Source organism: Roseibium marinum (assembly GCF_002906165.1).
GTDB classification, from domain to species: domain Bacteria; phylum Pseudomonadota; class Alphaproteobacteria; order Rhizobiales; family Stappiaceae; genus Roseibium; species Roseibium marinum.
In genome coordinates this window covers 207,683-229,348 of the sequence record NZ_PPCN01000006.1, presented here as the reverse complement: position 1 = coordinate 229,348, position 21,666 = coordinate 207,683, and the positions used below count along the sequence as shown (strand labels likewise).

Sequence of the window (21,666 nt, the reverse complement as noted above, 5' to 3'; positions counted from 1 at the left end):
GAAAGTCAGCGCTGTCAGCCGGCGGCACGCGCCGAGCGGGGGTCCGGTTCGCTGTCGGCACGGATTTCCAGCGCCAGGGCGTGGACGCCGTTCGCCAGTTCCTCCGCCAGAACGTCGTTGACGGCGCGGTGGCGCGCCAGACGGTTCAGGCCTTCAAACGCGGAAGCGGCGATCTGGACGCGGAAATGGGTCTCCCCACCCTCTTTCCAGCCGCCATGGCCGCGGTGTTTTTCGGATTCGTCAATGACGTTCAGGTAGGAAGGCGCGAAGGCTGAGGTCAGCTTGCCGACAATAATCTCTTTTGTGCTCATGTTTTTAACGTGGAGCCCCTGTTTTCAAAGTTCAAGTCTTTGCTGGTCCATTTGTGGCTGATAAAGTAACGGGCTTTTCGACTTCCGGGAGTCGCGGCGCCACTTCGGCTCCGGCCTCCGGTTCAACGCAATCGCTTGCGGTGTGTCCGCAGCCTCATGGATCTTAATATCCCACCGCATGAAACTGGAATCCAAACTCTTCGACAGTATTCGGGTCAAGCCGGACAAGGAACGGGCGACGCAGGACCGTCATCCGGTCTGTGAACATCCGGGATGCAAGAGGCCCGGAACGCACAAGGCACCGAAAGGGCGCGACCGGGAAGGCCAGTATTTTCATTTCTGCGTCGATCACGTTCGTGAATACAACAAGTCCTACAATTATTTCAACGGGATGGGCGACGACGACGTGCGGTCCTATCACAAGGACAGCCTGACCGGCCATCGCCCGACCTGGAAGATGGGCGTGAACCGGGAGGCGGCCGAAGGACCGGACGGGCATGACACCCGCGCCGACACGCGGACAAATGCGCAGCGCAGGGCCGCGCAAGCGCACCGTCCGCGCCAGAGAAAGCTGCTGGCGCTTGAAAAACGCTCGCTTGATGTGCTCAATCTGTCCTACACAGCCCGTGGCACCGAGATAAAAGCGCGGTATAAGGAGCTTGTGAAATTGAACCATCCGGATGCCAATGGCGGTGACAGGTCTTCCGAAGACCGCCTGCGGGAGATCATTCAGGCCTACAACGTCCTGAAAAAAGCCGGTTTCCTTTAAGCCTGCAGGCTCCTGCCGGCTTTCCCCAATCGACCCTTCCCGGAAATGACGGGACTGCGGAGGACTGATGACAGAGACGACGACTGCGGCCATCGCCATGCCGGATACTGAAGTTTCCGTGGAAGAGGTTTTCGGATTCAACTCCGGCCTCAAGGTACCGGCATTTTCCGCGCCGTCCGAGCATGTACCTGAGCGAGACGAAGATTACCTGTTCGACCGGGCGACAACATTGGCGATCCTCGCCGGCTTTGCGCATAACCGCCGCGTGATGGTGACCGGTTACCACGGCACAGGGAAATCGACACATATCGAGCAGGTTGCCGCCCGTCTCAACTGGCCCTGTATCCGCGTCAACCTGGACAGCCACATCTCGCGAATCGATCTTGTCGGCAAGGATGCGATCGTCTTGAAGGAGGGCCAGCAGGTGACCGAATTCAGGGACGGTATTCTGCCCTGGGCCTACCAGCACAATGTCGCGCTGGTATTCGACGAATATGACGCCGGCCGTCCGGACGTGATGTTCGTGATCCAGCGTATTCTGGAATCCTCGGGCCGGCTGACGCTGCTCGATCAGAGCCGCGTCATCCGCCCGCATCCCGCCTTCCGTCTGTTCGCCACCGCCAATACGGTGGGTCTCGGCGATACGTCCGGCCTTTATCACGGCACGCAGCAGATCAACCAGGCGCAGATGGACCGCTGGTCGATCGTCACCACGCTGAATTATCTGCCGCATGACAACGAGGTGGATATCGTGCTGGCCAAGGCCAAGCACTTCCGGACCGATGAAGGCCGTCAGACCGTCTCCAAGATGGTGCGTCTTGCGGACATGACCCGAAACGCCTTCATCAACGGCGATCTTTCCACGGTGATGAGCCCGCGGACGGTGATCACCTGGGCGGAAAATACCGAGATCTTCAGCGATATCGGCTTTTCCTTCCGCCTGACCTTCCTCAACAAATGCGATGACATGGAGCAGTCCCTCGTTGCCGAGTTCTATCAGCGCTGCTTCGGGGAAGAGCTGCCGGAATCGTCCGTCAACGTGGTGATGAGCTGAGGGTCCCATGGCACCCAGTGCAAGTGAGGGCTTAGGAATTGCGTGATACACGGGCCAGGCCGGGCAACAATTCCCTTCCGGGCAACAAGCCCGCACCGACCACCGAACCCTTCAAGCAATCGGTGAGCGGCACCATGCGCGCGATTTCGGGCGAAGGGGAGCTGGAGGTGATTTTCTCCGGCGATCGTCCCGGCCTCAGCGGGCTTTCCGCCCGTTTGCCTGAACCGTCGCGCAAGGTGAACGCACACGAGATCGCCGTGACGCGGGGTCTTTCCGATTCCATGGCGCTGCGCATCGCCTGCCACGACAAGGCGATGCATGCGAAGAACATGCCGCAGGGCGCGGAAGGGCGGGCGATCTTCGAAGCCCTTGAGCAGGCGCGTTGCGAGGCTGTCGGCGCGCGGCGGATGCAGGGGGTCGCCGACAATCTGGCGGTGATGCTGGACGACCGGTTCCGGAAATCCGGCGCGCCGGATATCGCCAGCCGCGAGGACGCCCCGCTTCAGGACGCGCTGTCGCTCATGGTGCGCGAGCGTCTTACGGGAGCCAAGCCGCCGGAGAGCGCGCAAAAGCTCGTCGATATGTGGCGCGGCTGGATCGAGGAAAAGGCCGGTGCCGATCTCGACAAGCTCGAAGCGGAAGTGGAAGACCAGAACCTCTTTGCCTCCCGCCTGCGCGACGTCCTCAGATCCCTCGACATGGCCGACGAGATCGGCGACCGCGACGAGGACATGGACCCCGATCAGAACGAGGATCAGGGCGACAACGACGACGCGGAAAGCGGCGACGAGGGCGAAGAGGATGGCGGCGACCAGGAAGCCTCCCCCCAGGAAATGGAACTTTCCGGCGAGGAGCAGGACAGCGGCGACACGGAAGCCGCCGAATCCGATATGGAAGACTTCGCCGAACAGGACATGGCGGAAGATTCCGAGGAGCCGGGCGAAAGCGACCGGTCCAACTCTCCTTTCAGCAACCGGCCGGAAACCGATTACCGGGTCTTCACCCATCAATTCGACGAAACCGTCACCGCGGAAGAGCTGTGCGACATGGCGGAGCTGGACCGGCTGCGCGGGTTTCTGGACAAGCAGCTGACCCCTCTTCAGGGCGCCGTTGCCAGGCTTGCCAACCGGCTTCAGCGCAAGCTGATGGCGCAGCAGAACCGGGCCTGGGATTTCGACCTGGAGGAAGGGCTTCTGGATACGGCGCGGCTGACCCGCGCGGTGACCGATCCCATGGCGCCCCTGGCATTCAAACAGGAGCGGGACACGAATTTCCGCGATACGGTCGTGACGCTGCTGCTCGACAATTCAGGCTCCATGCGCGGGCGGCCGATCACCGTTGCCGCGACCTGCGCCGATATTCTGGCGCGGACGCTGGAACGCTGTGGCGTGAAGGTGGAGATCCTCGGCTTCACCACAAAGGCGTGGAAAGGCGGACAGTCGCGGGAAAGCTGGATCGGAGCCGGCAAACCGCCGACACCAGGACGGCTGAACGATCTGCGCCATATCATCTACAAATCCGCGGACGCGCCGTGGCGGCGGGCCCGGCGCAATCTCGGACTGATGATGCGCGAAGGGCTGCTGAAGGAGAATATCGATGGCGAGGCGCTGCTGTGGGCGCACGACCGGCTGATGGCGCGTCCCGAACAACGCCGCATCCTGATGATGATCTCGGACGGGGCGCCGGTGGACGACACGACGCTGTCGGTGAACCCGGGCAATTATCTGGAGCGTCATCTGCGCTATGTGATCGAGGAAATCGAAACCAGATCACCGGTCGAACTGATCGCCATCGGCATCGGCCACGATGTCACGCGCTACTACCAGCGCGCGGTGACCATTGTCGATGCGGAGGAACTGGCCGGAGCGATGACCGATCAGCTGGCCAATCTCTTTGACGACAATGTCCAGCAGGAGCTTCATTCGCGCGGGCGCCGCCGCGCCGGCCGCCGTTAACAGATACGGCACGCGGCATGGCGAGAGGACGGTTCCGGCATATACTGCAACCCGCCGCCGTCCTGGCCGCGATCGCCGCAGTGCTTGCGGCACCGGCCACCGGGGTTGCCGGCGAGCTGTTGAGCCAGGGACAGCCGGTGAGTGTCCGGGCAAAGGTAATAGAGACCTTCCGGATCGGCCATGAAGACCGGCAATTCGGCAAACTGACGTTTCTCGGCGGTCTGGAACTGCTCGCGTCCGACCGGGAGATCGGCGGTCTTTCCGGCCTTGTCACCCTTGAAGAGGGAAACGCATTCCTTGCGGTGACCGATCACGGCCACTGGGTGAGCGGCCGGATCGCGCAGACACCGGACGGCGCACCGCTGGATATTTCCGGCGTCCGCATGGCGCCACTGCTTGGAGCCGACGGCAAGACCCTCAAGGCCCGCTGGGGGCACGATACGGAGGCTCTGGCGCTGGCCGGCTCCGATCTTTACGTGACTGCTGAAACCAAAAACGCGATCTACCGTTACCCTTGGCCGCTGACAACGGGCAGGGAACGCATGCTCGGCGACGTGGCGCTTGCGGAGGATATCCGCGCGCTTCCCCGCAACGCCGGGCTGGAGGCGCTGGCGGTCGCTCCCGGCGACAGTTCCCTGGCGGGAAAGCTGATTGCGGTTGCCGAAACCTCGGCCAGCGACGGGGATGATCTTTATGGCTATATCATCGGACCGGACGGGACGGACCGGTTCCGGATCCGCCGACGGGACGGCTTCGCCGCGACGGACGCCGCCTATCTGCCCGGTGGCGATCTGCTGCTTTTGGAACGCCGCTTCACGCTGCTCGACCTGATCGGCCTGCGGCTGCGCCGCTTCCCGGGCGAGTCCATTCGGCCAGATGCCCTTTTGGAGGGCGAGTTGCTGCTCGAGGCGGATTTCGGCTATCAGATCGACAATATGGAAGCGCTGGCCGTGCACCGGAACGAGGCCGGCGAAACCATCCTGACCCTGATTTCCGACGATAACAGATCGTTTCTTCAACGAACGATCCTGTTGAGGTTCCGGTTGGAGGATTAGGCGAGGGGGGTGTTTTCGGTTCCTCAGTCTGCTGTCGTCAAACGGAAAAGATGTTGCCGCCGGTGCGAGCGGTACCCATAAAAAAAGCGCCCGCGGGGCGCTTTTTCGTGTGCTTGAAGTCCCGGGAAGCGTTAGGCCGCCGATCCGTTCGGCGCAGGCTGGAAGATGCCGAGCAGAACCCGGTAGGGCGCAAGCAATGCGACCGCGACCAGCATCTTCACCAGGAAATCGCCGGCTGCAAGGGAAACCCACAGCAATGCCTGAGGGTCTTCGGTAATGCCGAGGAACGGGACCGGAAAGGCGAGCGAACCGTCTTCCATGCCGAAAAAGGCATCGATGAAGGCGAAGCTCGCGGAAAAGGCGATGCCGAAAAACAGGATCGTGTCGACCACGGAGCCGATCAGGGAGGACACGACCGGCGCTTTCCACCATGTGGAGCGGCGCAGGCGGTCGAAGATCGTGACGTCGAGGAGCTGGGCCACCAGGAATGCTGAGCCGGAGGCAATCGCAATGCGCGGGGTTGCCAGCCAGACGGACAGGACAACCGCGATCAGGAAGCCGGCGAGCACCACCTTGCGGGCGGCGGCCGGTCCGAAGCGGCGGTTGGTCAGGTCCGTGACCAGAAACGCGACAGGATAGGTGAAGGCACCCCAGGTCAGCGTGTCGGCCAGATTGACGCCGCCGACAATATGTTCGACGGGAAACTGGACAAGATAGTTGGAGGCCACAACGACAATCGCCATCGCGAGGATCGCGATGGCGTGATGGCCCGCGGAAAAATTCCGGGTATCCGTCATGATTTTACCCCAAGGGGTTGGAACTTAGGCGGCTGCAGAAGCTGCGGCTTCAGCCTGCTTGCGCTTGATGCTGACCTTGATCTTGCGGGCAGCGTCGGAGAGTTGCGCGTCGGAAGCCTTGCTCAGATAAGCGTCGAGGCCGCCACGGTGCTCAACGGAGCGCAGGGCATGGGCGGAAACTTTCAGCTTGAAGGTTTCGCCAAGCGTGTCGCTCATCAGGGACACGTTGCACAGGTTCGGCAGGAACCGGCGGCGGGATCTGTTGTTCGCGTGCGAGACGTTGTTGCCCGTCATCACATCTTTACCGGAAAGTTCGCAACGGCGTGCCATGATATCACCTTTTGTTTTCGTGGCCGGGCCGTTACATGGAACCCGGCAAGTCCAAACCGGAACCGGCGCGGACCTTAGGTCCGGCGACATCGTCTCCGGCAATTCTCGGAAAAAAGTTGCCCCGCTATACTGGCAGCGCGCGCCAGCGTCAAGACATCTCCGGCGATTTGGCAAGATTCTGTGATTTTTCTCCGCGGTAAGGTCCGCCGGATGTGCATCGAACGAACAATCATCGCCGCTATCGCGATTTTCAACAGATCTCGATACCGGACGTTAACCAGTGAGTTACCATAATTTAGAATGATTGGTGGCGTTCACCGGCGGAATTCGTGATATCGTTGCCGTTAGGGAACACTTTTGGCGCGGGGGCGCAATTCTCTGCCGGATCAGGCAGTGCGGAGGTTTTGAGGTGTTTGGTTTGATGTTTTCATCGGTTCTGACCCTGGGACGGCTGGTTGCCCCGCCGATGCTTGCCGGAGCGCTGCTGATTTCACCGGCTCACGCGGAAAAGAGCAGTGTCGGCGGTCTTTATTCCATCTCCATCGCAGGTTTCAAGGTCGGCCGGGGATCGCTCTCGCTCGTCATGCAGGGCAACGCCTATTCCGCCAAGGTCAGTCTGGAGCCGGCGGGTATCGGGACGCTGTTTTCGACCGGCAAAGGCGGGGCGGAAGCTTCCGGCTGGCTGGTGGGCTCCCGGGTCGTGCCCTCCAAGTACCGCATGGCCTCCCATGCGGCCAATATCGATTTCCACGTCAAGCTGAACCAGGGCTCCGGCAGCATCCGCTCCATGGATGTGGCGCCGCAGTTCAAACCCAATGCCGAACGCATCCAGGTCACCAACCGTCACACCAGCAACGCGATCGACCCGCTGAGCGCGGCGCTGATGCCTGTCGGCCGCGCCAAGGACAGCCTGGGTCCGAAGGCCTGTTCGCGCAAATTGCCGATTTTCGACGGCTGGACCCGGTTCGACATCAAGCTGAGCTATGAAGGCACCAAGGACGTGTCCGGGCGCGGTTATGACGGACCGGTGGTGGTGTGCAAGGCGCGCTGGGTTCCGGTCGCCGGTCACCGCCCGTCCAAGGAGTCGGTCAAGCACATGGCCAAGGCCAATATGGAGGTCTGGGTCGCGCCGATGGGCCGGGAAAACGTGCTGATCCCCTACCGGATCTCGATCGACACGCAGAACGGCCGTCTGGTCGTGGAAGCCTCCAAGCTGAACATCGACGGCGCCGGCAGCGACCAGGCGTCCCGCTGAAGCGGAAAGCGCCTTCGCGCGTGGACGTATCGTCCCGTGTCGGCCGGAATTTGAAGACGGGATGGCAAAGCGAAGGCTTGCGCGTCCCTGCGTCTCTTGTTACAGCCCACCACGTCATGCCGTCCGGGCCAAGAATGCCCATGTAACTGTTTTCCGGAGTGGCCGCTCTATCCAGGCGGTGCCGGCTTGTCTCAGGTAACCGAGTAAATGCGCAGCTATTTGGAATTCGAAAAGCCCGTTGCAGACATCGAAGGCAAGATCCAGGAGCTCAGGGCGCTCGCCGTCGGTGGCGAAGCAGTCAATGTCGAGGATGAAATCGACCGGCTTAAAGCGAAATCCTCGCAGACGCTGAAGGAACTCTATTCCAAGCTGACACCCTGGCAGAAGACGCTCGTCGCCCGTCATCCGGACCGGCCGCACGCCGTCGATTATATCGCCGGCCTGATCGAGGATTTCACACCGCTGGCCGGCGACCGCAAATTCGCCGAGGATCACGCGATGATCGCCGGGATAGGCCGGTTCCGCGGGCAGTCGGTGGCCGTCCTCGCGCAGGAAAAGGGTCACAACACCGAGACGCGCCTGAAGCACAATTTCGGCATGGTCCGGCCGGAAGGCTACCGCAAGGCGGTGCGGATCATGGAAATGGCGGAGCGCTTCGGCCTGTCGCTGATCACCTTCGTCGATACCTCCGGAGCCTATCCGGGCCGCGGCGCGGAAGAGCGCGGACAATCGGAGGCGATCGCACGGTCGACGGATGCCGGCCTCGGCCTTGGAACGCCGTCGGTTTCCCTCGTGATCGGCGAAGGCGGTTCCGGCGGCGCAATCGCGATCGCCACCGCCAACAAGGTGCTGATGATGGAGCATGCCATCTATTCGGTGATCTCGCCGGAAGGCGCGGCCTCCATCCTGTGGCGGGACAGCACCAAGGCGCAGGACGCGGCGACCGCGCTGAAAATCACCGCTCAGGATCTCAAACAGCTGGGCGTGATCGACGGGATCATCGAGGAACCGGTCGGCGGCGCTCATCGTGCCCGCGAGATCGTGATCGATACCGCGGGAAAGGCCATCGACACCGCCCTGAAGGCATTGTCGGGTCTGAGCGCGGAGGAGCTGCGTAAGCAGCGGCGCGAGAAATTCATCGCCATCGGCCGCACCCTTGGCTGAGCTGTAAAGGCCTCTCCCTGACCGTTGAAGCCGCCGGACCGCGCCAATTCACTGAATTTTCAGTAGAAAATTCGAGGATCTTGGCGAAAAGCGTCCGGGTTTGCCATTGTCTGGACAGATTTTTCCCTCAATCAGTCTGCCATGGACAAGGTTTGAATCGCGTCTTCCTGCGAAAATTGTTGCAATCACCGGAATTTGGTTCGCAGGTAAGAACGCAATTCAGTAACTTATCGTCAACCATCATTCCCTAGCCTTGCGCGGGGGCGAGTGACTGGAAATGCGAGCGGGCCGTCTTAGCGGACGGTTGAAGGACTGTTATCGTTTTCCGTCGGGTTTGGGCGAGTTTGGGATAGTATCATGGTCTTTCGGCGCTTTATGCAGATGCGGATCGGTATCCGGCCGGGTCTGGAAAGTCTGCGCGGCAACGCCGCCAGGTTGGCTTGCGTCCTGCTTGCCGCCGGCTTTCTTGCCGCCTGCCAGGGCGATGAATTCGGATACGGTCCGAAGGAGCAACGCCCGGTCAGCGCCTCGATCAAGCGCAAGATGACCGATCTCAACATGAGCGCCACCTCGCCGATCATGATCCGGATCTTCAAGGAAGACTCCGCGCTGGAGGTCTGGAAACAGACCCGCAGCGGCAAATACAAGCTTCTGGAAGAATTCGAGATCTGCAAGTGGTCGGGCGACCTCGGTCCGAAATTCAAGGAAGGCGACCGCCAGGCGCCGGAAGGGTTCTACGAGATCACCCCGGCGCTGATGAACCCGAATTCCAGCTATCACCTGGCCTTCAATCTCGGTTACCCGAACGCCTATGACCGCGCGCACGGCCGCACCGGTTCCCATCTCATGGTGCACGGCGCCTGCTCGTCGCGCGGCTGTTACGCCATGACGGACGAACAGGTCCAGGATATCTACGCGCTGGCCCGCGACAGCTTCAAGGGCGGGCAGCGCTCCTTCCAGGTTCAGGCCTTTCCGTTCCGCATGACCCCGGAAAACATGGCGCGCCACCGCGACAGCGAGCATCTGGAATTCTGGAAGATGCTGAAGACGGGTTACGACCATTTCGACGTCACGCAGACACCGCCGGAGATCGCGGTCTGCGAACGGAAATATGTTTTCGACGCGACCACGCTGGTTCAGGGCGTGCCGTTCCGCGCCAGCGCGAAATGCCCGGACCTGCGGATCAGCCCGCGGATCGAGGCCGCCGTGACGGCGAAGCAGCGTAAGGACGACGAGAAGTTCCAGATGCTTGCCGCGCGCTTCGATGCGCGCGAGAAACGCCAGAAACGCTGGGAAGAACGCTCCAACCGCATCGCGGAAGTGCTCGGCAGCGGGCAGGAGGAAGAGGCAACCGAAACCGCCGCCGTCGAGACCGCTTCCGATGCAGCTTCTAATCCCGGGGCAATTCCTGTGTCCCCCGAGCAGCCGGCGCAGACCGCCACGGCGGACGCCGAAGGTGCTCCGGAAGCGCAGAAACGGCCGGGAGCCGCGGTTGAAACGGCCTATGTGGCTGAAGAAAAGCCGCGCGGCGGTTCGGTCGGCGGCTTCTTCAAGCGCTGGGTGCCGTTCGGTCCCAAGGCCTCTGACGAAGGCGATGGAATCGGACCGATCACCACGGAAGTGGTGCCGGCCGCCAAGCCATAAAGCGCGCCGCGTTAAATTGAATTCAGGAAATCGCCCGAACGCTTTTGCAATGCAAACGCTGCCTCGGGCGTCTTCCTGAAACCATCTATCCGCTTAAACGCAACACGCTATAGGCCGTAAAAGCTATTTCGGCATCAAAGCCCAATAATCGAAATCGAGGATGACGTTGTCGACGTAGGCGCCGTCAGGGTTCCTGCCGGGAAAGTCGTGGCAGGGCCGGTCGCGGGTGGCAACGAGCCTCAGGCGCAATGCGCCGACATCCGTGCGCCCGTCGATTTCGGCCTTGTCGAGGACTTCGGACCAGGCATAGACCGTGTCGCCAGCACCCAGCGGAGCGACGTGACGGCCGCCATTGATGGCGGCTATGTGGAAGGCGTTGGCCAGCCCGTTGAAGGACAGCGCCCGGGCGATGGAAATGACGTGGCCGCCATAGATCAGACGATGGCCGAAGCGGCTTGTCGCTTCCGTGTGCTTGTTGAAATGAACCTTGGCCGTGTTCTGGTACAGCCGGGTGGCCATCTGGTGTTCGGCTTCCTCCACGGTCATGCCGTCGACATGATCGATTTTCTCGCCGATTTCATAGTCGCCGAAGCGGTATTGCGATCCGGACAGGTCGTTGTCCCATTTGGCGCTGTCCAGCAGGGGCACGGCCATGCCGAGGGACTGCGGGTCGAGGGCGGCCGGCAGGTCCGGCACCACCGGTTCGGGCGCGGGGTTGGACGCAACGCGCTTGTTGACCATCACCCAGCGCACGTAATCCAGCACTTCCGTGCCCTTGTCCGTATAGCCGGTGGAGCGCACATAGACGACGCCGGTCTTGCCGTTGGAATTTTCCTTCTTGCCGATCACTTCAGAGACGGTGGAGAGCGTGTCGCCGGGAAACACCGGCGCCAGGAAGCGGCCGCCCGCATAGCCGAGATTGGCGACCGCGTTGAGGGAAATATCCGGAACGGTCTTGCCGAAGACGATATGAAAGGTCAGCAGGTCGTCGATGGGGGCATGGGCGTAGCCGAGCCCCTTGGCGAAGGCATCGGAGGACTGCACGGCGAAGCGCGAGCCGTAAAGCGCGGTATAAAGCGCCTGGTCGCCGCTGGTGACGGTGCGCGGCGTCGCGTGCCGGATCACCTGGCCGACTTCAAAATCCTCGAAAAAATTGCCCTGATCGGTCTTGCTCAACGCCGTCTCCCGGTTGCGATTCCACTGGCGCGCATTAAGCCTGCTGCGGCGCACGCAGGCAAGCTGGACCTTTTGCGGAGGATATCGGCCCTGATCCGGATTGACGGAAGATAAAAAAGTTCAGACTTACTTCCCCGCCGGGTCCGGCAGCGCGCCGCAGAAGCCGCCGGAGGGGGCGGTGCCGGAGCCGAGGGCGAGCAGGGGCGGGGCCTTGTAGGGGTTGGGCGGGGTCGCGGATGCGTCGAGGGCTATCAGAGCGGCGATCCCCGCCACCGCGATCGTGGCGGTCACCAGCCGGGTCATGGTCTTGGCTCCAGCTTGAAGAGCGGCCGCAGCCGCACGCCGTAGACCGAACCGGCGAAGGCGGCGGCGAACCAGACCCAGCCGTGCAGGCTTCCCGTCGAAATGCCGGAAAAGAACGCGCCGACATTGCAGCCGAAGGCGAGACGCGAGGAATAGCCGAGCAGGAAGCCGGCGACGATGGCCGCCAGCCAGGCCTGGGCCGGAAGGCCTGGGACTTTCTGTGACAGGCCGTCGACGCGCCAGCTGGCAACAAGAAAGGCACCGAGCACGATGCCGATATTGGTCAGCGAGGTGTAGTCCGTCAGGATGCTGGCCTGCAAGCGGTCGAGCGAGCCCGGGGCGCTCCAGAACGCCGAACCGGAGAGATCGGCGCCGGCGGCGGAAGCCGCTTTGGCGGCCCAGAGGCCCAGCCCGTAGACGACGCCCCAGGGCTGTCCGGCGACGAGAAGATTGAGGATGGCGAAGCCCGCGAGCAGAACGGCGGCGACGATCAGCCGGCGCGGCAGGCGTCGGTGTTCGGGCGGCGCGAGTTTCCACAAGAGGCCGGCGATTGCCGAAAGACCGAGCAGCGTGAGCACCACGCCCTGCCAGCCGGAAAATTTGATGATCGGCAGCGCGCCCAGGTCCGTCCACCAGATCAGGTGATAGGCGCCGGCAAAGCTGCCGATGGCGAAGAAGGGCAGGGCCACAAGGGCAACCGCGTTGCCGGAGCCCGCGTTGACCAGGGTGCCTGAGCCGCAGCCGAGCACCACCTGCATGGCGGCCCCGAAAATGAACGCCCCGGCGATCATGGCAAAGCCGACAGGAGCCTGCGCGCCCGCCAATTCGCCGGAACTGGCGGAAATCATCGGCAGCGCCACCAGCGTGACCAGGCCGATTGCCAACAGCTGCGCCCAGATGCCGGCCGGGTCGCGGCGCAGGATCATGGCGCGCCAGGGGCCGGCGAAACCGAAGCGCATACCCTCCAGAACGATGCCGAAACCCAGCCCGATGGCGAGCATCAGGCCGAAGCGGCCTCCGGCCACAAGCGCTGCCGCGAAGACGGCGGCAAACCCGGCCAGAACAAGACCGCCACGGCGCAGGAGCGGCGCAGCGGTGGCCTCATGGGTTTCGGTCAGCGTCGTCACGTCAGTCGATAACATGCTTGATCTGGACGATCAGGTTCTCGAAAAGGCCCGGCGTATTGGCCATTTCATAGCCGGAATTGGAGTATTCGACCATGGATCCGGCGTAGAGCTTGGCGTTCTTGACGCCGGCCAGTTCCGATACCGCGAACCAGTGGGTCGCCGCCCAGTGGCCGGTGTTGCAGAAGGAAACCGTGTCCTTGCCGTCCTCGACGCCCAATGTGGCCTTGAGGGCGGCCGGGTCGATGGCCGTCGATATGGCCGGCGAACCCTTGTCGAAGAACGACGTATAGACGTGGTTGGTCGCGGTCGGCAGGGTGCCGGGGCGTCTGGCTGCGTCATGGGCCTTCTGGCCGTTGAAGAAATCGGCCGGACGGGCATCGACCAGAAGCGCGTTCTTCTCGCCGTTCGCGACGGCCGCGACATCGGCGGTCGTTGCCAGCCAGGCGTCGTTGAAGGTCAGCTCCAGGTCGCTCGGCATGGCGGATTCCGTGGTCTTGTTCACCGGAAGGCCGGCTGCCTGCCAGGACGCCAGGCCGCCATTGAGGATCGACAGGTCGGTAAAGCCGGTGGATTTCAGGGTCCAGTAGACCCTGGCCGCTGCGCCGAAATCGGTGTCGGTCTTGCCTTCGGACAGGATCACGATGGGAATGTCCTGCTCCAGGCCGAGTTCCTCGAGTTCCGCTTCGAGCTTTTCTACATCGACGGGGCCACCGGGATTTTCAGCCGGTCCGCGGAACATGCGATAGGGCGCGAACAGGGCACCGTCAGCATGACCGTCCTCATAACCCGCGTTGCGGATGTCGAGCAGGACCGGTTGCGCTGTTTCCAGCGCCGCGGACAGCTCGGCTGCTTCCACCAGCGGACCGAAGGTGGCGGCATGGGCAGAGGTTGCAAGACCTGCGGCCATCGCCAAAGCGAGCGCGAAGTGTTTCATGGGATCAGCTTTCCTGGTCAGCGGCAGTCCGGCTTTCAGCCGGGCGCGTCTGTTTGAGTGCTGCTGAATTTATGAGCATTGCCGGGCGGGAGACAGGGATGGCGTTTCAAATTTGTCCAGCCGGTTGATATTTTGATCCAACGCGAGTGGTTTCGCTGGCAAACCTTTGCGGAAGGGGGCGATGTGGGCTTGCGGCAATGCTTGCGGATGGCACCGGGCCTCCCCGCGCGGGAAAGGGCGGTCGCAGTTGAGCGGGACGTCGCACCAGATACTTGTGTCGGGGACGTGACCCTCCGAGTGTCGCCCCGGACAAGCGAAGCGCAGATCCGGGGTCTACTTGCCGTGCGGTTCGTTGAAACAGGGGAGTTTCAGGGAGCAGTGCTTGTGCAATTCACGTGCTCTCTGGAAATGAGTTGGCCCCGGGTCTCGCTTCGCTCGCACGGGGTGACGCGGGTGTTTGGCGCAACGTCCCGGTCATTCGCGACGGCCCCGCCCGCAAGGGAGCGGACCGTAGCAGGCGGACGTTCCGGAATTTTCACAACCCGGTTTTCCGCCGTCCCGGATGTGATCCGGAACCTGCCGTGCAATACGGTGGAGGCCCCGGCGCGAGGCCGGGGCGGCACAATTGGCGGGTTCGGCAGTCGCCTTACGCGGTTGCCTTGTTCGCAGCGCGTTCGGCGCGCTTGCGCTCGTGCGGGTCGAGCATGGCCTTGCGCAGGCGGATGGACTGCGGGGTCACTTCCACCAGCTCGTCATCGGCGATGTAGGAAAGTGCCGCATCGAGGGTCAGCTTCTTCGGCGTGGTGAGTTTCACCGCGTCGTCCTTGCCCGAGGAGCGGATGTTGGTGAGCTGCTTGCCCTTCAGCACGTTGACTTCAAGGTCGTTGCCGCGCGTGTGCTCGCCGACGATCATGCCCGGATAGACCTTGGTGCCCGGGTCGATCATCATCGGGCCACGGTCTTCCAGATTGAACATGGCGTAGGGAACCGCTTCGCCGGTGCCGTTGGACAGGAGCACGCCGGTGTGGCGGCCCTGGATCGGGCCCTTGAAGGGCTCGTAGCCGTGGAACAGACGGTTGAAGATGGCCGTGCCCCGGGTATCGGACAGGAGCTCGCTCTGATAGCCGATCAGACCGCGTGTCGGAGCGTGGAACACCAGCCGGGTGCGGCCTCCGCCGGAGGGCTTCATTTCCAGAAGATCGGCTTTGCGTTCCTGCAGCTTCTGCACGACCGCGCCGGAGTGCTCATCGTCGACGTCGATGATGACTTCCTCGATCGGCTCCAGGCGGTTGCCTGCCTCGTCGTACTGGTAGACGACGCGCGGACGGCCGACACCGAGTTCAAAGCCTTCGCGGCGCATGTTCTCGATCAGGATCGCCAGCAACAGTTCGCCGCGGCCGGAGACCACGAAGGCGTCCGGTTCGGCCGTGTCTTCCACCTTCAGCGCGACGTTGCCTTCGGCTTCCTTCTTCAGGCGCTCGCGGATGACGCGCGACTGGACCTTGGCCCCTTCGGTGCCGGCCAGCGGGCTGTCGTTGACGCGGAAGGTCATGGACAGGGTCGGCGGGTCGATCGGCTGGGCCTGCAGGGGCTCGTTCACGGCGGGCGCGCAGAGCGTGTCGGCGACGGTGGCCTTGGTCAGGCCGGCGATGGAGACGATGTCACCGGCTTCGCCCTGTTCGATAGGCTGGCGTTCCAGACCGCGGAAGGCGAGGACCTTGGAGATACGCCCGGTCTCGACGACGCTGCCGTCCCGCGCCAGTGCCTTGATGGCCATGTTCGGCACGGCGGTGCCCGAGACGATGCGGCCGGTCAGGATGCGGCCCAGGAACGGATCGGATTGAATGGTCGTCGCCAGCATGCGGAATTCGCCCGGCTCGGCTTCCGGCTCGGCGACCCGGTCCAGAACCATGTCGAACAGCGGGTCCATGTTGTCCTGCGGTCCGTCCGGTTCCAGAGCCATCCATTCCTGTTTGGCGGAGCCATAGAGAACCGGGAAGTCGAGCTGGTCTTCATTGGCGTCGAGCGCGGCGAACAGGTCGAAGACCTCGTCGAGGACTTCGTCGGCCCGCTGTTCGGGCTTGTCGATCTTGTTGATCGCGACGATCGGCTTCAGGCCGAGCTTCAGTGCCTTGCCGAGCACGAATTTCGTCTGCGGCATCGGGCCCTCGGCGGCATCGACCAGAAGGATCACGCCGTCGACCATATGCAGGATACGCTCGACCTCACCGCCGAAATCGGCGTGGCCGGGCGTGTCGACGATGTTGATGCGGGTGTCTTTCCAGACCAGCGACGTCACCTTGGCGAGGATGGTGATCCCGCGCTCACGCTCGATGTCGTTGGAGTCCATCATCCGTTCTTCCGTGCGCTGGTTGTTGCGGAACGCGCCGGACTGCCGGAGGAGAACATCGATAAGTGTTGTTTTGCCATGGTCGACATGTGCGATGATGGCAATATTGCGCAGGTTCATGAGTGGCTCCAAAAGACAGAGCGGGCCCTTCGAGGACCCGGATCGTGTCTGGATGTGAGATTGCTACAGGTCGGCTACCGTGCCGAATTTGGCGCCTTTATACGTGGCCGGGACGGATTGTGCAACGCAATGTCACAAGTGCGCATTGACAGTACGTAGCGGAAGGCGTAATTCGTAAGGTAACCTTACTAAATTGGAGTGGCGATGTCTGTTCCTCTTCCTGGCGTCGGTGTCACCATGCTGGTCGTGGATTTGGCGCGATTGATCCGGCGGCGCTTTGAAGCAGCCCTTTCAGAAGTCGATACGGGACTGACGGTTGGCGAGGCGCGAACGCTGTTTTATGTCTGGCGCAGTCCCGGACAGCGGCAGGCTGTGCTGGCCGAGAACATGTACGTCGAACCGATGACCCTGGTCGGATATCTGGATTCTCTGGAAGCGGCCGGACTGATCAAGCGCTGTTCCGACCCGACGGACAAACGGGCAAAGCTGATCAAGCTGACGCCGCAGGCCGATCCGCTTCTTGAGCGCATCGGCCTGGCGCTTCACTCGGTGCGCTCGCAAGCGGTCGAAGAGATCCCGCGAGACAAACAGCACGTTCTGGAAGATCTGTTGCAGACGATGAAGGACAGCCTGCTGCAGGAGGTTTCCAGAGGGAAACAAAAATGACTTCCGAAAGTTCAATCATGAGTGCGCGGCGTACATCGCTGCTGGGTGCCGGGCTTGTTGCCGTCGGTCCCATATCCATGGCGCTCTATACACCGGCGATGCCGGCTCTTGTCGAGGCCTTCGGGACGACGCAGGCGGCCGTCAAGCTGACAGTGACGGCCTATTTCGCGGGTTTCGCGGTGACGCAGCTCGTTTGCGGTCCGCTGACGGATGCTTTCGGGCGCAAGCCGGTGACGCAGATGTTCCTGGCCCTTTATCTCGTTTCCAGCGTGCTGGCGAGCCTCGCCCCGACGGTGGAATTGATGGTGGTCGCCCGCGCCCTTCAGGGGATCGGCGCGGCGGTGGGCATCGCCGTCTCGCGCGCCATCGTCCGCGACCAGTTTACCGGCCAGACCTCCGCGAGGGTCATGAACGCCATCGCAACGATGCTGGCGATCGGACCCGCAATCTCGCCGACCATCGGCGGCATCGTGCTGGAACTGTTCGGCTGGCGGGAAGTTTTCTGGTGCATGGTGATCTACGGAGTCGTGCTGATGGCCGCCGTCGCGCTTTTCCAGGTGGAAACCAATCCCCAGCCCGGAAAACGTCACCTCAATCCAAAACAAGTGGCGGCGAGCTACGGGACCCTTTTGAAGGATCCCCGGTTTCTGGCACCCGGTCTGCTGGTGGGTTTAGGGCTCGGAAACATTTATGCGCTGGCAACCGTCCTGCCCTTTGTTCTGATTTATGAAGTCGGCCTGTCGCCATCCGAATTCGGACTGACGATGATCATCCAGTCAGGCTCGTTCATTGTCGGCACTCTTTTAACCGGCCGGTTGTTGCGCGTCGTCGAGGCGCGCAGGCTTGTTCCCTACGGCCTGGTGCTCTGGCTGATTTCGGCGGGGCTGATGTGTTACATGTCGCTCACACAGCCACCCTCCATCGCAACGATCATGGGACCGGTGGGCCTGTTCATGTTCGCCATAACCCTGGTGCTGCCGGCGAGTTTCACCGAGTCCATGGCGCCGTTTCCGCATATGGCGGGAGCCGCTTCCTCCATGCTTGGATTCCTGCAGTTCGGCGGCGGCTTCCTGGCCAGCCTGGCCATCGCGGGCGTCGGCAGTCCTCTTTTGGGCATGGGGATCATTCCGCCCGCCATGCTTGTCATCGGCATCGTCTCCTCGTTGATCTTCAGGAACCTGATCCCGAGGCCGACGGCGGCGGCGGAATAAAGCCGCTTCATTCAGGGTTTCCCCTTTCGACACATTAAGATTGACCCTTGCCGGGCGAGCGGGCATCAGAGTGCCGAAGAACGAGGGATCCCTGATGATGAAAGCCGCCGGATATCATCTGCCGACGCTCCGCCCGCATGTGATGGGCATATTGAATGTGACGCCGGATTCCTTTTCCGACGGTGGACGGCACACGATGGCCGGTGCCGCGCTCGCCCATGCGAGGGCGATGATCGCCGAAGGCGCGGATATTCTCGACATTGGCGCGGAGAGCACACGGCCGAACTCGGTGCCGGTCGCGCAGGAGGAGGAATGGGCAAGGCTTGCTCCCGTCCTGGAAGACGTCATCGGCCTCGGAACGCCGGTTTCCGTCGATACCTACAAGGCTGAAATCGCCAGGCGTGGCTGTGCTGCGGGGGCGGTCCTCGTCAACGACGTCTGGGGGCTGCAGAAGGATCCGGCAATGGCGGATGCGGTGGCGGAGGCCGGGGTGCATGTGGTGATGATGCACAATCGCCCCGAAGCCGACGGCGGCCTCGATATTCTCAGCGACATCGACAGGTTCTTTGAAACCTCGATGGAACTCGCGAACCGGGCCGGTATCGCCAGGGAAAAGCAGATTCTCGATCCGGGCTTCGGATTCGGCAAGACCATCGACCAGAATTTCATTATTCTGAACCGCTTCGAGACCCTGAAGAAACACGGGCTGCCGCTTCTTGCCGGAGCGTCCCGCAAGAGGATGATCGGCGCCGTGCTGGGTACAGAGATTGAAGACCGTCTTTTTGGTTCAATCGCCGTCCACATGACCGCCTTTGTCAAGGGTGCGGCGATCGTGCGGGCACATGACGTCCGTCCGCACGCGCAATGCGCCCGCATGCTTGAGGCGACCCTGCTTGAACGGAATCCCAACTGAGATGACATCCTCCAACCGGACGCCGGACTCCGATGAAACCGGCAGCGCACCGAGGCGCCGCGCGCCTACCCGCTGCGCTTTGGGGCTCGGTTCCAATGTCGGCGATACGAAGGCTATCCTGGACAAGGCCATAGGGCGTCTGGAGCAGACGGACGGCATCACGCTGGTGCTGCGCTCCTCCGACTATCGCACGCCGCCATGGGGCCCGGTGCCGCAGGACGACTACCGCAATTGCTGCGTGGTGATCGATACGCTGCTCAGCCCGATTGAACTGTTGAGGCGCTGCCTTGAAGTCGAGGCCGGGCTCGGGCGGGTGCGCGATGTCCGCTGGGGGCCAAGGACGATCGACATCGATGTGTTGATCTATGGCCTTGAAACGGTGGTGGAAAGCGATCTCGAAATCCCGCATCCGCGCATGGGCGACCGGGCCTTCGTTCTGATCCCGCTGGCGGAAATCTGGCCCGATGCGCCGCTCGGTGACGGCCGGACGGCGGCGGACGCGCTGGAAACCTGTCCGGACCGGGACGGTGTGGTGAAACTGGTCGAATAGCTTAGACCCTAACCGGCAAAACTCTTCATGTGAAAACCGGCCGTTTCGGCGGCCTGCCGGTGCGGTGCGCCGAAAGGACATGCGCGTCTGGCCAGGCAGCCGGACCAGCAATCGCTCGCCGGATCGGCCGCCAGATAAGCCCGGCATGCGGGCACGTCGTAACCGTTTTCCAGTGTTATGGCGTTCACCGGACAGGCGGACAGACAGGGTTTGTCCGCGCAGGTCGGGCAGGGGCCGTCTTCTGCCATTGCCGAGGCCTCTGGTAGCCTCGCGGCGCTGAGGAATGCGGCCCTGAAGCCAGCCCAAAGCCCGAAGGTGCCATGGGCAAGCACGCCCAGGGGGCTCGGAGAGAAGCCGCCGCATTTCAGCGCCCATTGCTGAAACGGATGATACGGCGGGCCTTCGAAAGGAAACAGCGCCTCGAAACCGTGCCTTGCGGCGCATTCGCTCAGAACGCGTTTCGTGTAGCGGTCGAGCGGATCGGGTTTGCCGTCGGCATATTCCGGACTTTTCATGAAGACCGGCCACACGGCCGGACCCGTGCTGCCGATCAACACGAGGCTTTGTGCCGGACGGCCAGCCGAAAGCACCGGGACAGGAAGATCCGGGGCGGGATGAAATCCGCCCAGACGCAGGAACCCGGCGGCGGCGAGGTTTTCGGTCAACTCTGCCGCCGGTCCGGTCATCGCAAGGGTCTCAGCCGAGCCTGTCGCGCTTGGCCAGAGTGCGCAGACGCAGGGCATTCAGCTTGATGAAGCCGGCGGCGTCCTTCTGGTCATAGGCGCCCTGGTCGTCCTCGAAGGTGACCAGTTCTTCTGAATAGAGCGAATAGGGCGAGGAGCGGCCGGTCAGGATGACATTGCCCTTGTAGAGCTTCAGTCTGACCGATCCTGTGACGTGCTCCTGGCTCTTGTCGATCAGGGCCTGCAGCATGTCGCGCTCGGGCGAGAACCAGAAGCCGTTGTAGATCAGCTCCGCGTAGCGCGGCATAAGCTCGTCCTTCAGATGAGCTGCGCCGCGATCGAGGGTGATGGATTCCATCCCGCGGTGCGCGGTCAGCAGGATCGTGCCGCCCGGCGTTTCGTAGATGCCGCGGCTTTTCATGCCGACGAAGCGGTTCTCGACCAGGTCGAGGCGGCCGATGCCGTTGTCGCGGCCATAATCGTTCAGCTTGGCAAAGAGGGTCGCCGGAGACAGCTTTTCGCCATTGAGCGAAACCGCGTCGCCCTTTTCGAAGCCGATCTCGATCTCGGTGACGACATCCGGGGCCTCTGTCGGGTCGACCGTGCGCTGGTAGACGTAGCCCGGCGCTTCTTCGGCCGGATCTTCCAGAACTTTACCTTCAGAGGAAGAGTGCAGCATGTTGGCATCGACGGAGAACGGGGCTTCGCCGAGCTTGTCCTTCGGAACCGGGATCTGATGCTTTTCGGCAAAGTCCAGCAGGTCGGTCCGGGACTTGAAAGTCCAGTCGCGCCAGGGGGCGATCACCTTGATGTCCGGGTTCAGGGCATAGGCGGCCAGTTCGAAACGGACCTGGTCGTTGCCCTTGCCGGTGGCGCCGTGCGCGATGGCGTCGGCACCGGTTTCCGCGGCGATTTCGATCAGCCGCTTGGAGATCAGCGGACGGGCGATGGAGGTGCCGAGCAGGTAGACGCCTTCATAGACCGCGTTGGCGCGGAACATCGGGAAGACGAAGTCGCGGATGAATTCCTCGCGCAGGTCGTCGACGTAGATCTGCTTGATGCCGAGCATCTCGGCCTTCTTGCGCGCCGGTTCCAGTTCCTCGCCCTGGCCGAGGTCGGCGGTGAAGGTCACCACTTCGCAACCGAGCTCGGTCTGCAGCCATTTCAGGATGATGGACGTGTCGAGGCCGCCGGAATAGGCCAGCACGACTTTCTTGATGTCACCATACGCCATTTAAGGAAGGTCCAGTTTGCTGTTCCGGGTCCGCAGGGAAGGTGAAGTTGTCCCGAAATCGGGTC

Annotated in this window: 21 protein-coding genes; 11 read left to right on the top strand and 10 right to left on the bottom strand. The window is 62.5% G+C overall.

Features of this window, described 5'->3' with window-relative positions; translation table 11 throughout:
• Positions 1–14: 14 nt before the first annotated feature.
• Entirely contained in the window at positions 15–311 is a 297-nt protein-coding gene (locus CLV41_RS15495; RefSeq protein WP_103223316.1) for a BolA family protein, read from the bottom strand.
• A gap of 178 nt (positions 312–489) precedes the next feature.
• Here CLV41_RS15495 and CLV41_RS15490 point away from each other — a divergent pair, with 178 nt between their 5' ends.
• From CLV41_RS15490 to CLV41_RS15475, 4 genes are all read left to right on the top strand, one after another.
• Positions 490–1,080: a DnaJ domain-containing protein gene (locus tag CLV41_RS15490; protein WP_103223315.1), complete on the top strand. Its 591-nt coding sequence runs from the start codon at positions 490–492 to the stop codon at positions 1,078–1,080.
• Positions 1,081–1,147: 67 nt separating this feature from the next.
• Positions 1,148–2,134, top strand: coding sequence for a cobaltochelatase subunit CobS (gene cobS, locus CLV41_RS15485; protein ID WP_103223314.1), 987 nt, complete (start codon positions 1,148–1,150; stop codon positions 2,132–2,134).
• Positions 2,135–2,172: 38 nt separating this feature from the next.
• Entirely contained in the window at positions 2,173–4,089 is a 1,917-nt protein-coding gene (gene cobT, locus CLV41_RS15480; RefSeq protein WP_103223313.1) for a cobaltochelatase subunit CobT, read from the top strand.
• Between the two features lie 17 nt (positions 4,090–4,106).
• Positions 4,107–5,144, top strand: a complete 1,038-nt coding sequence (locus CLV41_RS15475) for an esterase-like activity of phytase family protein (protein WP_103223312.1) — start codon at positions 4,107–4,109, stop codon at positions 5,142–5,144.
• Between the two features lie 131 nt (positions 5,145–5,275).
• Here the strand turns inward: CLV41_RS15475 and CLV41_RS15470 are convergent, their stop codons facing one another.
• Together CLV41_RS15470 and rpmB are read right to left on the bottom strand one after the other, a co-directional pair.
• Entirely contained in the window at positions 5,276–5,941 is a 666-nt protein-coding gene (locus CLV41_RS15470; RefSeq protein ID WP_103223311.1) for a VUT family protein, read from the bottom strand.
• Positions 5,942–5,965: 24 nt separating this feature from the next.
• Positions 5,966–6,271, bottom strand: a complete 306-nt coding sequence (gene rpmB / locus CLV41_RS15465) for a 50S ribosomal protein L28 (RefSeq protein ID WP_103223310.1) — start codon at positions 6,269–6,271, stop codon at positions 5,966–5,968.
• 421 nt (positions 6,272–6,692) lie between these two features.
• Here rpmB and CLV41_RS15460 point away from each other — a divergent pair, with 421 nt between their 5' ends.
• From CLV41_RS15460 to CLV41_RS15450, 3 genes are all read left to right on the top strand, one after another.
• Positions 6,693–7,526 (top strand): DUF3108 domain-containing protein, encoded by an 834-nt coding sequence (locus CLV41_RS15460; RefSeq protein WP_103223309.1) that lies wholly within the window; start codon positions 6,693–6,695, stop codon positions 7,524–7,526.
• Positions 7,527–7,733: 207 nt separating this feature from the next.
• Complete coding sequence (locus tag CLV41_RS15455; RefSeq protein ID WP_103223308.1) at positions 7,734–8,690, top strand: acetyl-CoA carboxylase carboxyltransferase subunit alpha; 957 nt, start codon at positions 7,734–7,736, stop codon at positions 8,688–8,690.
• 357 nt (positions 8,691–9,047) lie between these two features.
• Positions 9,048–10,334: a L,D-transpeptidase family protein gene (locus tag CLV41_RS15450; protein ID WP_103223307.1), complete on the top strand. Its 1,287-nt coding sequence runs from the start codon at positions 9,048–9,050 to the stop codon at positions 10,332–10,334.
• Between the two features lie 123 nt (positions 10,335–10,457).
• Here CLV41_RS15450 and CLV41_RS15445 read toward each other — a convergent pair whose 3' ends face one another.
• The 5 genes from CLV41_RS15445 to typA all read right to left on the bottom strand — a co-directional run bounded on the left by CLV41_RS15445 (position 10,458) and on the right by typA (position 16,344).
• The gene (locus CLV41_RS15445; RefSeq protein ID WP_103223306.1) at positions 10,458–11,510 is read right to left on the bottom strand and encodes a MaoC family dehydratase; all 1,053 of its coding nucleotides are present in this window, start codon (positions 11,508–11,510) and stop codon (positions 10,458–10,460) included.
• A gap of 126 nt (positions 11,511–11,636) precedes the next feature.
• On the bottom strand, positions 11,637–11,813 hold the full coding sequence (locus CLV41_RS27795; RefSeq protein ID WP_170107212.1) for a hypothetical protein: 177 nt from the start codon (positions 11,811–11,813) through the stop codon (positions 11,637–11,639).
• Complete coding sequence (locus CLV41_RS15440; protein ID WP_103223305.1) at positions 11,810–12,955, bottom strand: YeeE/YedE family protein; 1,146 nt, start codon at positions 12,953–12,955, stop codon at positions 11,810–11,812. Before CLV41_RS15440 ends, CLV41_RS27795 begins: the two co-directional genes overlap by 4 nt.
• Positions 12,942–13,874 (bottom strand): sulfurtransferase, encoded by a 933-nt coding sequence (locus tag CLV41_RS15435; RefSeq protein ID WP_103223304.1) that lies wholly within the window; start codon positions 13,872–13,874, stop codon positions 12,942–12,944. Before CLV41_RS15435 ends, CLV41_RS15440 begins: the two co-directional genes overlap by 14 nt.
• A 646-nt stretch (positions 13,875–14,520) precedes the next feature.
• Positions 14,521–16,344, bottom strand: coding sequence for a translational GTPase TypA (typA, locus tag CLV41_RS15430; protein WP_103223303.1), 1,824 nt, complete (start codon positions 16,342–16,344; stop codon positions 14,521–14,523).
• Between the two features lie 204 nt (positions 16,345–16,548).
• Here typA and CLV41_RS15425 point away from each other — a divergent pair, with 204 nt between their 5' ends.
• From CLV41_RS15425 to folK, 4 genes are all read left to right on the top strand, one after another.
• Positions 16,549–17,010 carry a MarR family winged helix-turn-helix transcriptional regulator gene (locus tag CLV41_RS15425; RefSeq protein ID WP_103223370.1) on the top strand — a complete coding sequence of 154 codons (462 nt, stop codon included), beginning with the start codon at positions 16,549–16,551 and terminating at the stop codon, positions 17,008–17,010.
• The gene (locus tag CLV41_RS15420; protein WP_103223302.1) at positions 17,007–18,221 is read left to right on the top strand and encodes a multidrug effflux MFS transporter; all 1,215 of its coding nucleotides are present in this window, start codon (positions 17,007–17,009) and stop codon (positions 18,219–18,221) included. The genes CLV41_RS15425 and CLV41_RS15420 overlap by 4 nt, the downstream gene beginning before the upstream one ends.
• Positions 18,222–18,315: 94 nt before the next feature.
• The gene (folP, locus tag CLV41_RS15415) at positions 18,316–19,134 is read left to right on the top strand and encodes a dihydropteroate synthase (protein ID WP_208987531.1); all 819 of its coding nucleotides are present in this window, start codon (positions 18,316–18,318) and stop codon (positions 19,132–19,134) included.
• Position 19,135: 1 nt separating this feature from the next.
• Complete coding sequence (gene folK, locus CLV41_RS15410) at positions 19,136–19,684, top strand: 2-amino-4-hydroxy-6-hydroxymethyldihydropteridine diphosphokinase (RefSeq protein WP_103223301.1); 549 nt, start codon at positions 19,136–19,138, stop codon at positions 19,682–19,684.
• Between the two features lie 8 nt (positions 19,685–19,692).
• Here folK and CLV41_RS15405 read toward each other — a convergent pair whose 3' ends face one another.
• Positions 19,693–20,370, bottom strand: coding sequence for a hypothetical protein (locus CLV41_RS15405; protein ID WP_103223300.1), 678 nt, complete (start codon positions 20,368–20,370; stop codon positions 19,693–19,695).
• A 10-nt stretch (positions 20,371–20,380) separates the two neighbouring features.
• Positions 20,381–21,601: an argininosuccinate synthase gene (locus CLV41_RS15400; RefSeq protein ID WP_103223299.1), complete on the bottom strand. Its 1,221-nt coding sequence runs from the start codon at positions 21,599–21,601 to the stop codon at positions 20,381–20,383.
• Positions 21,602–21,666: the final 65 nt, after the last annotated feature.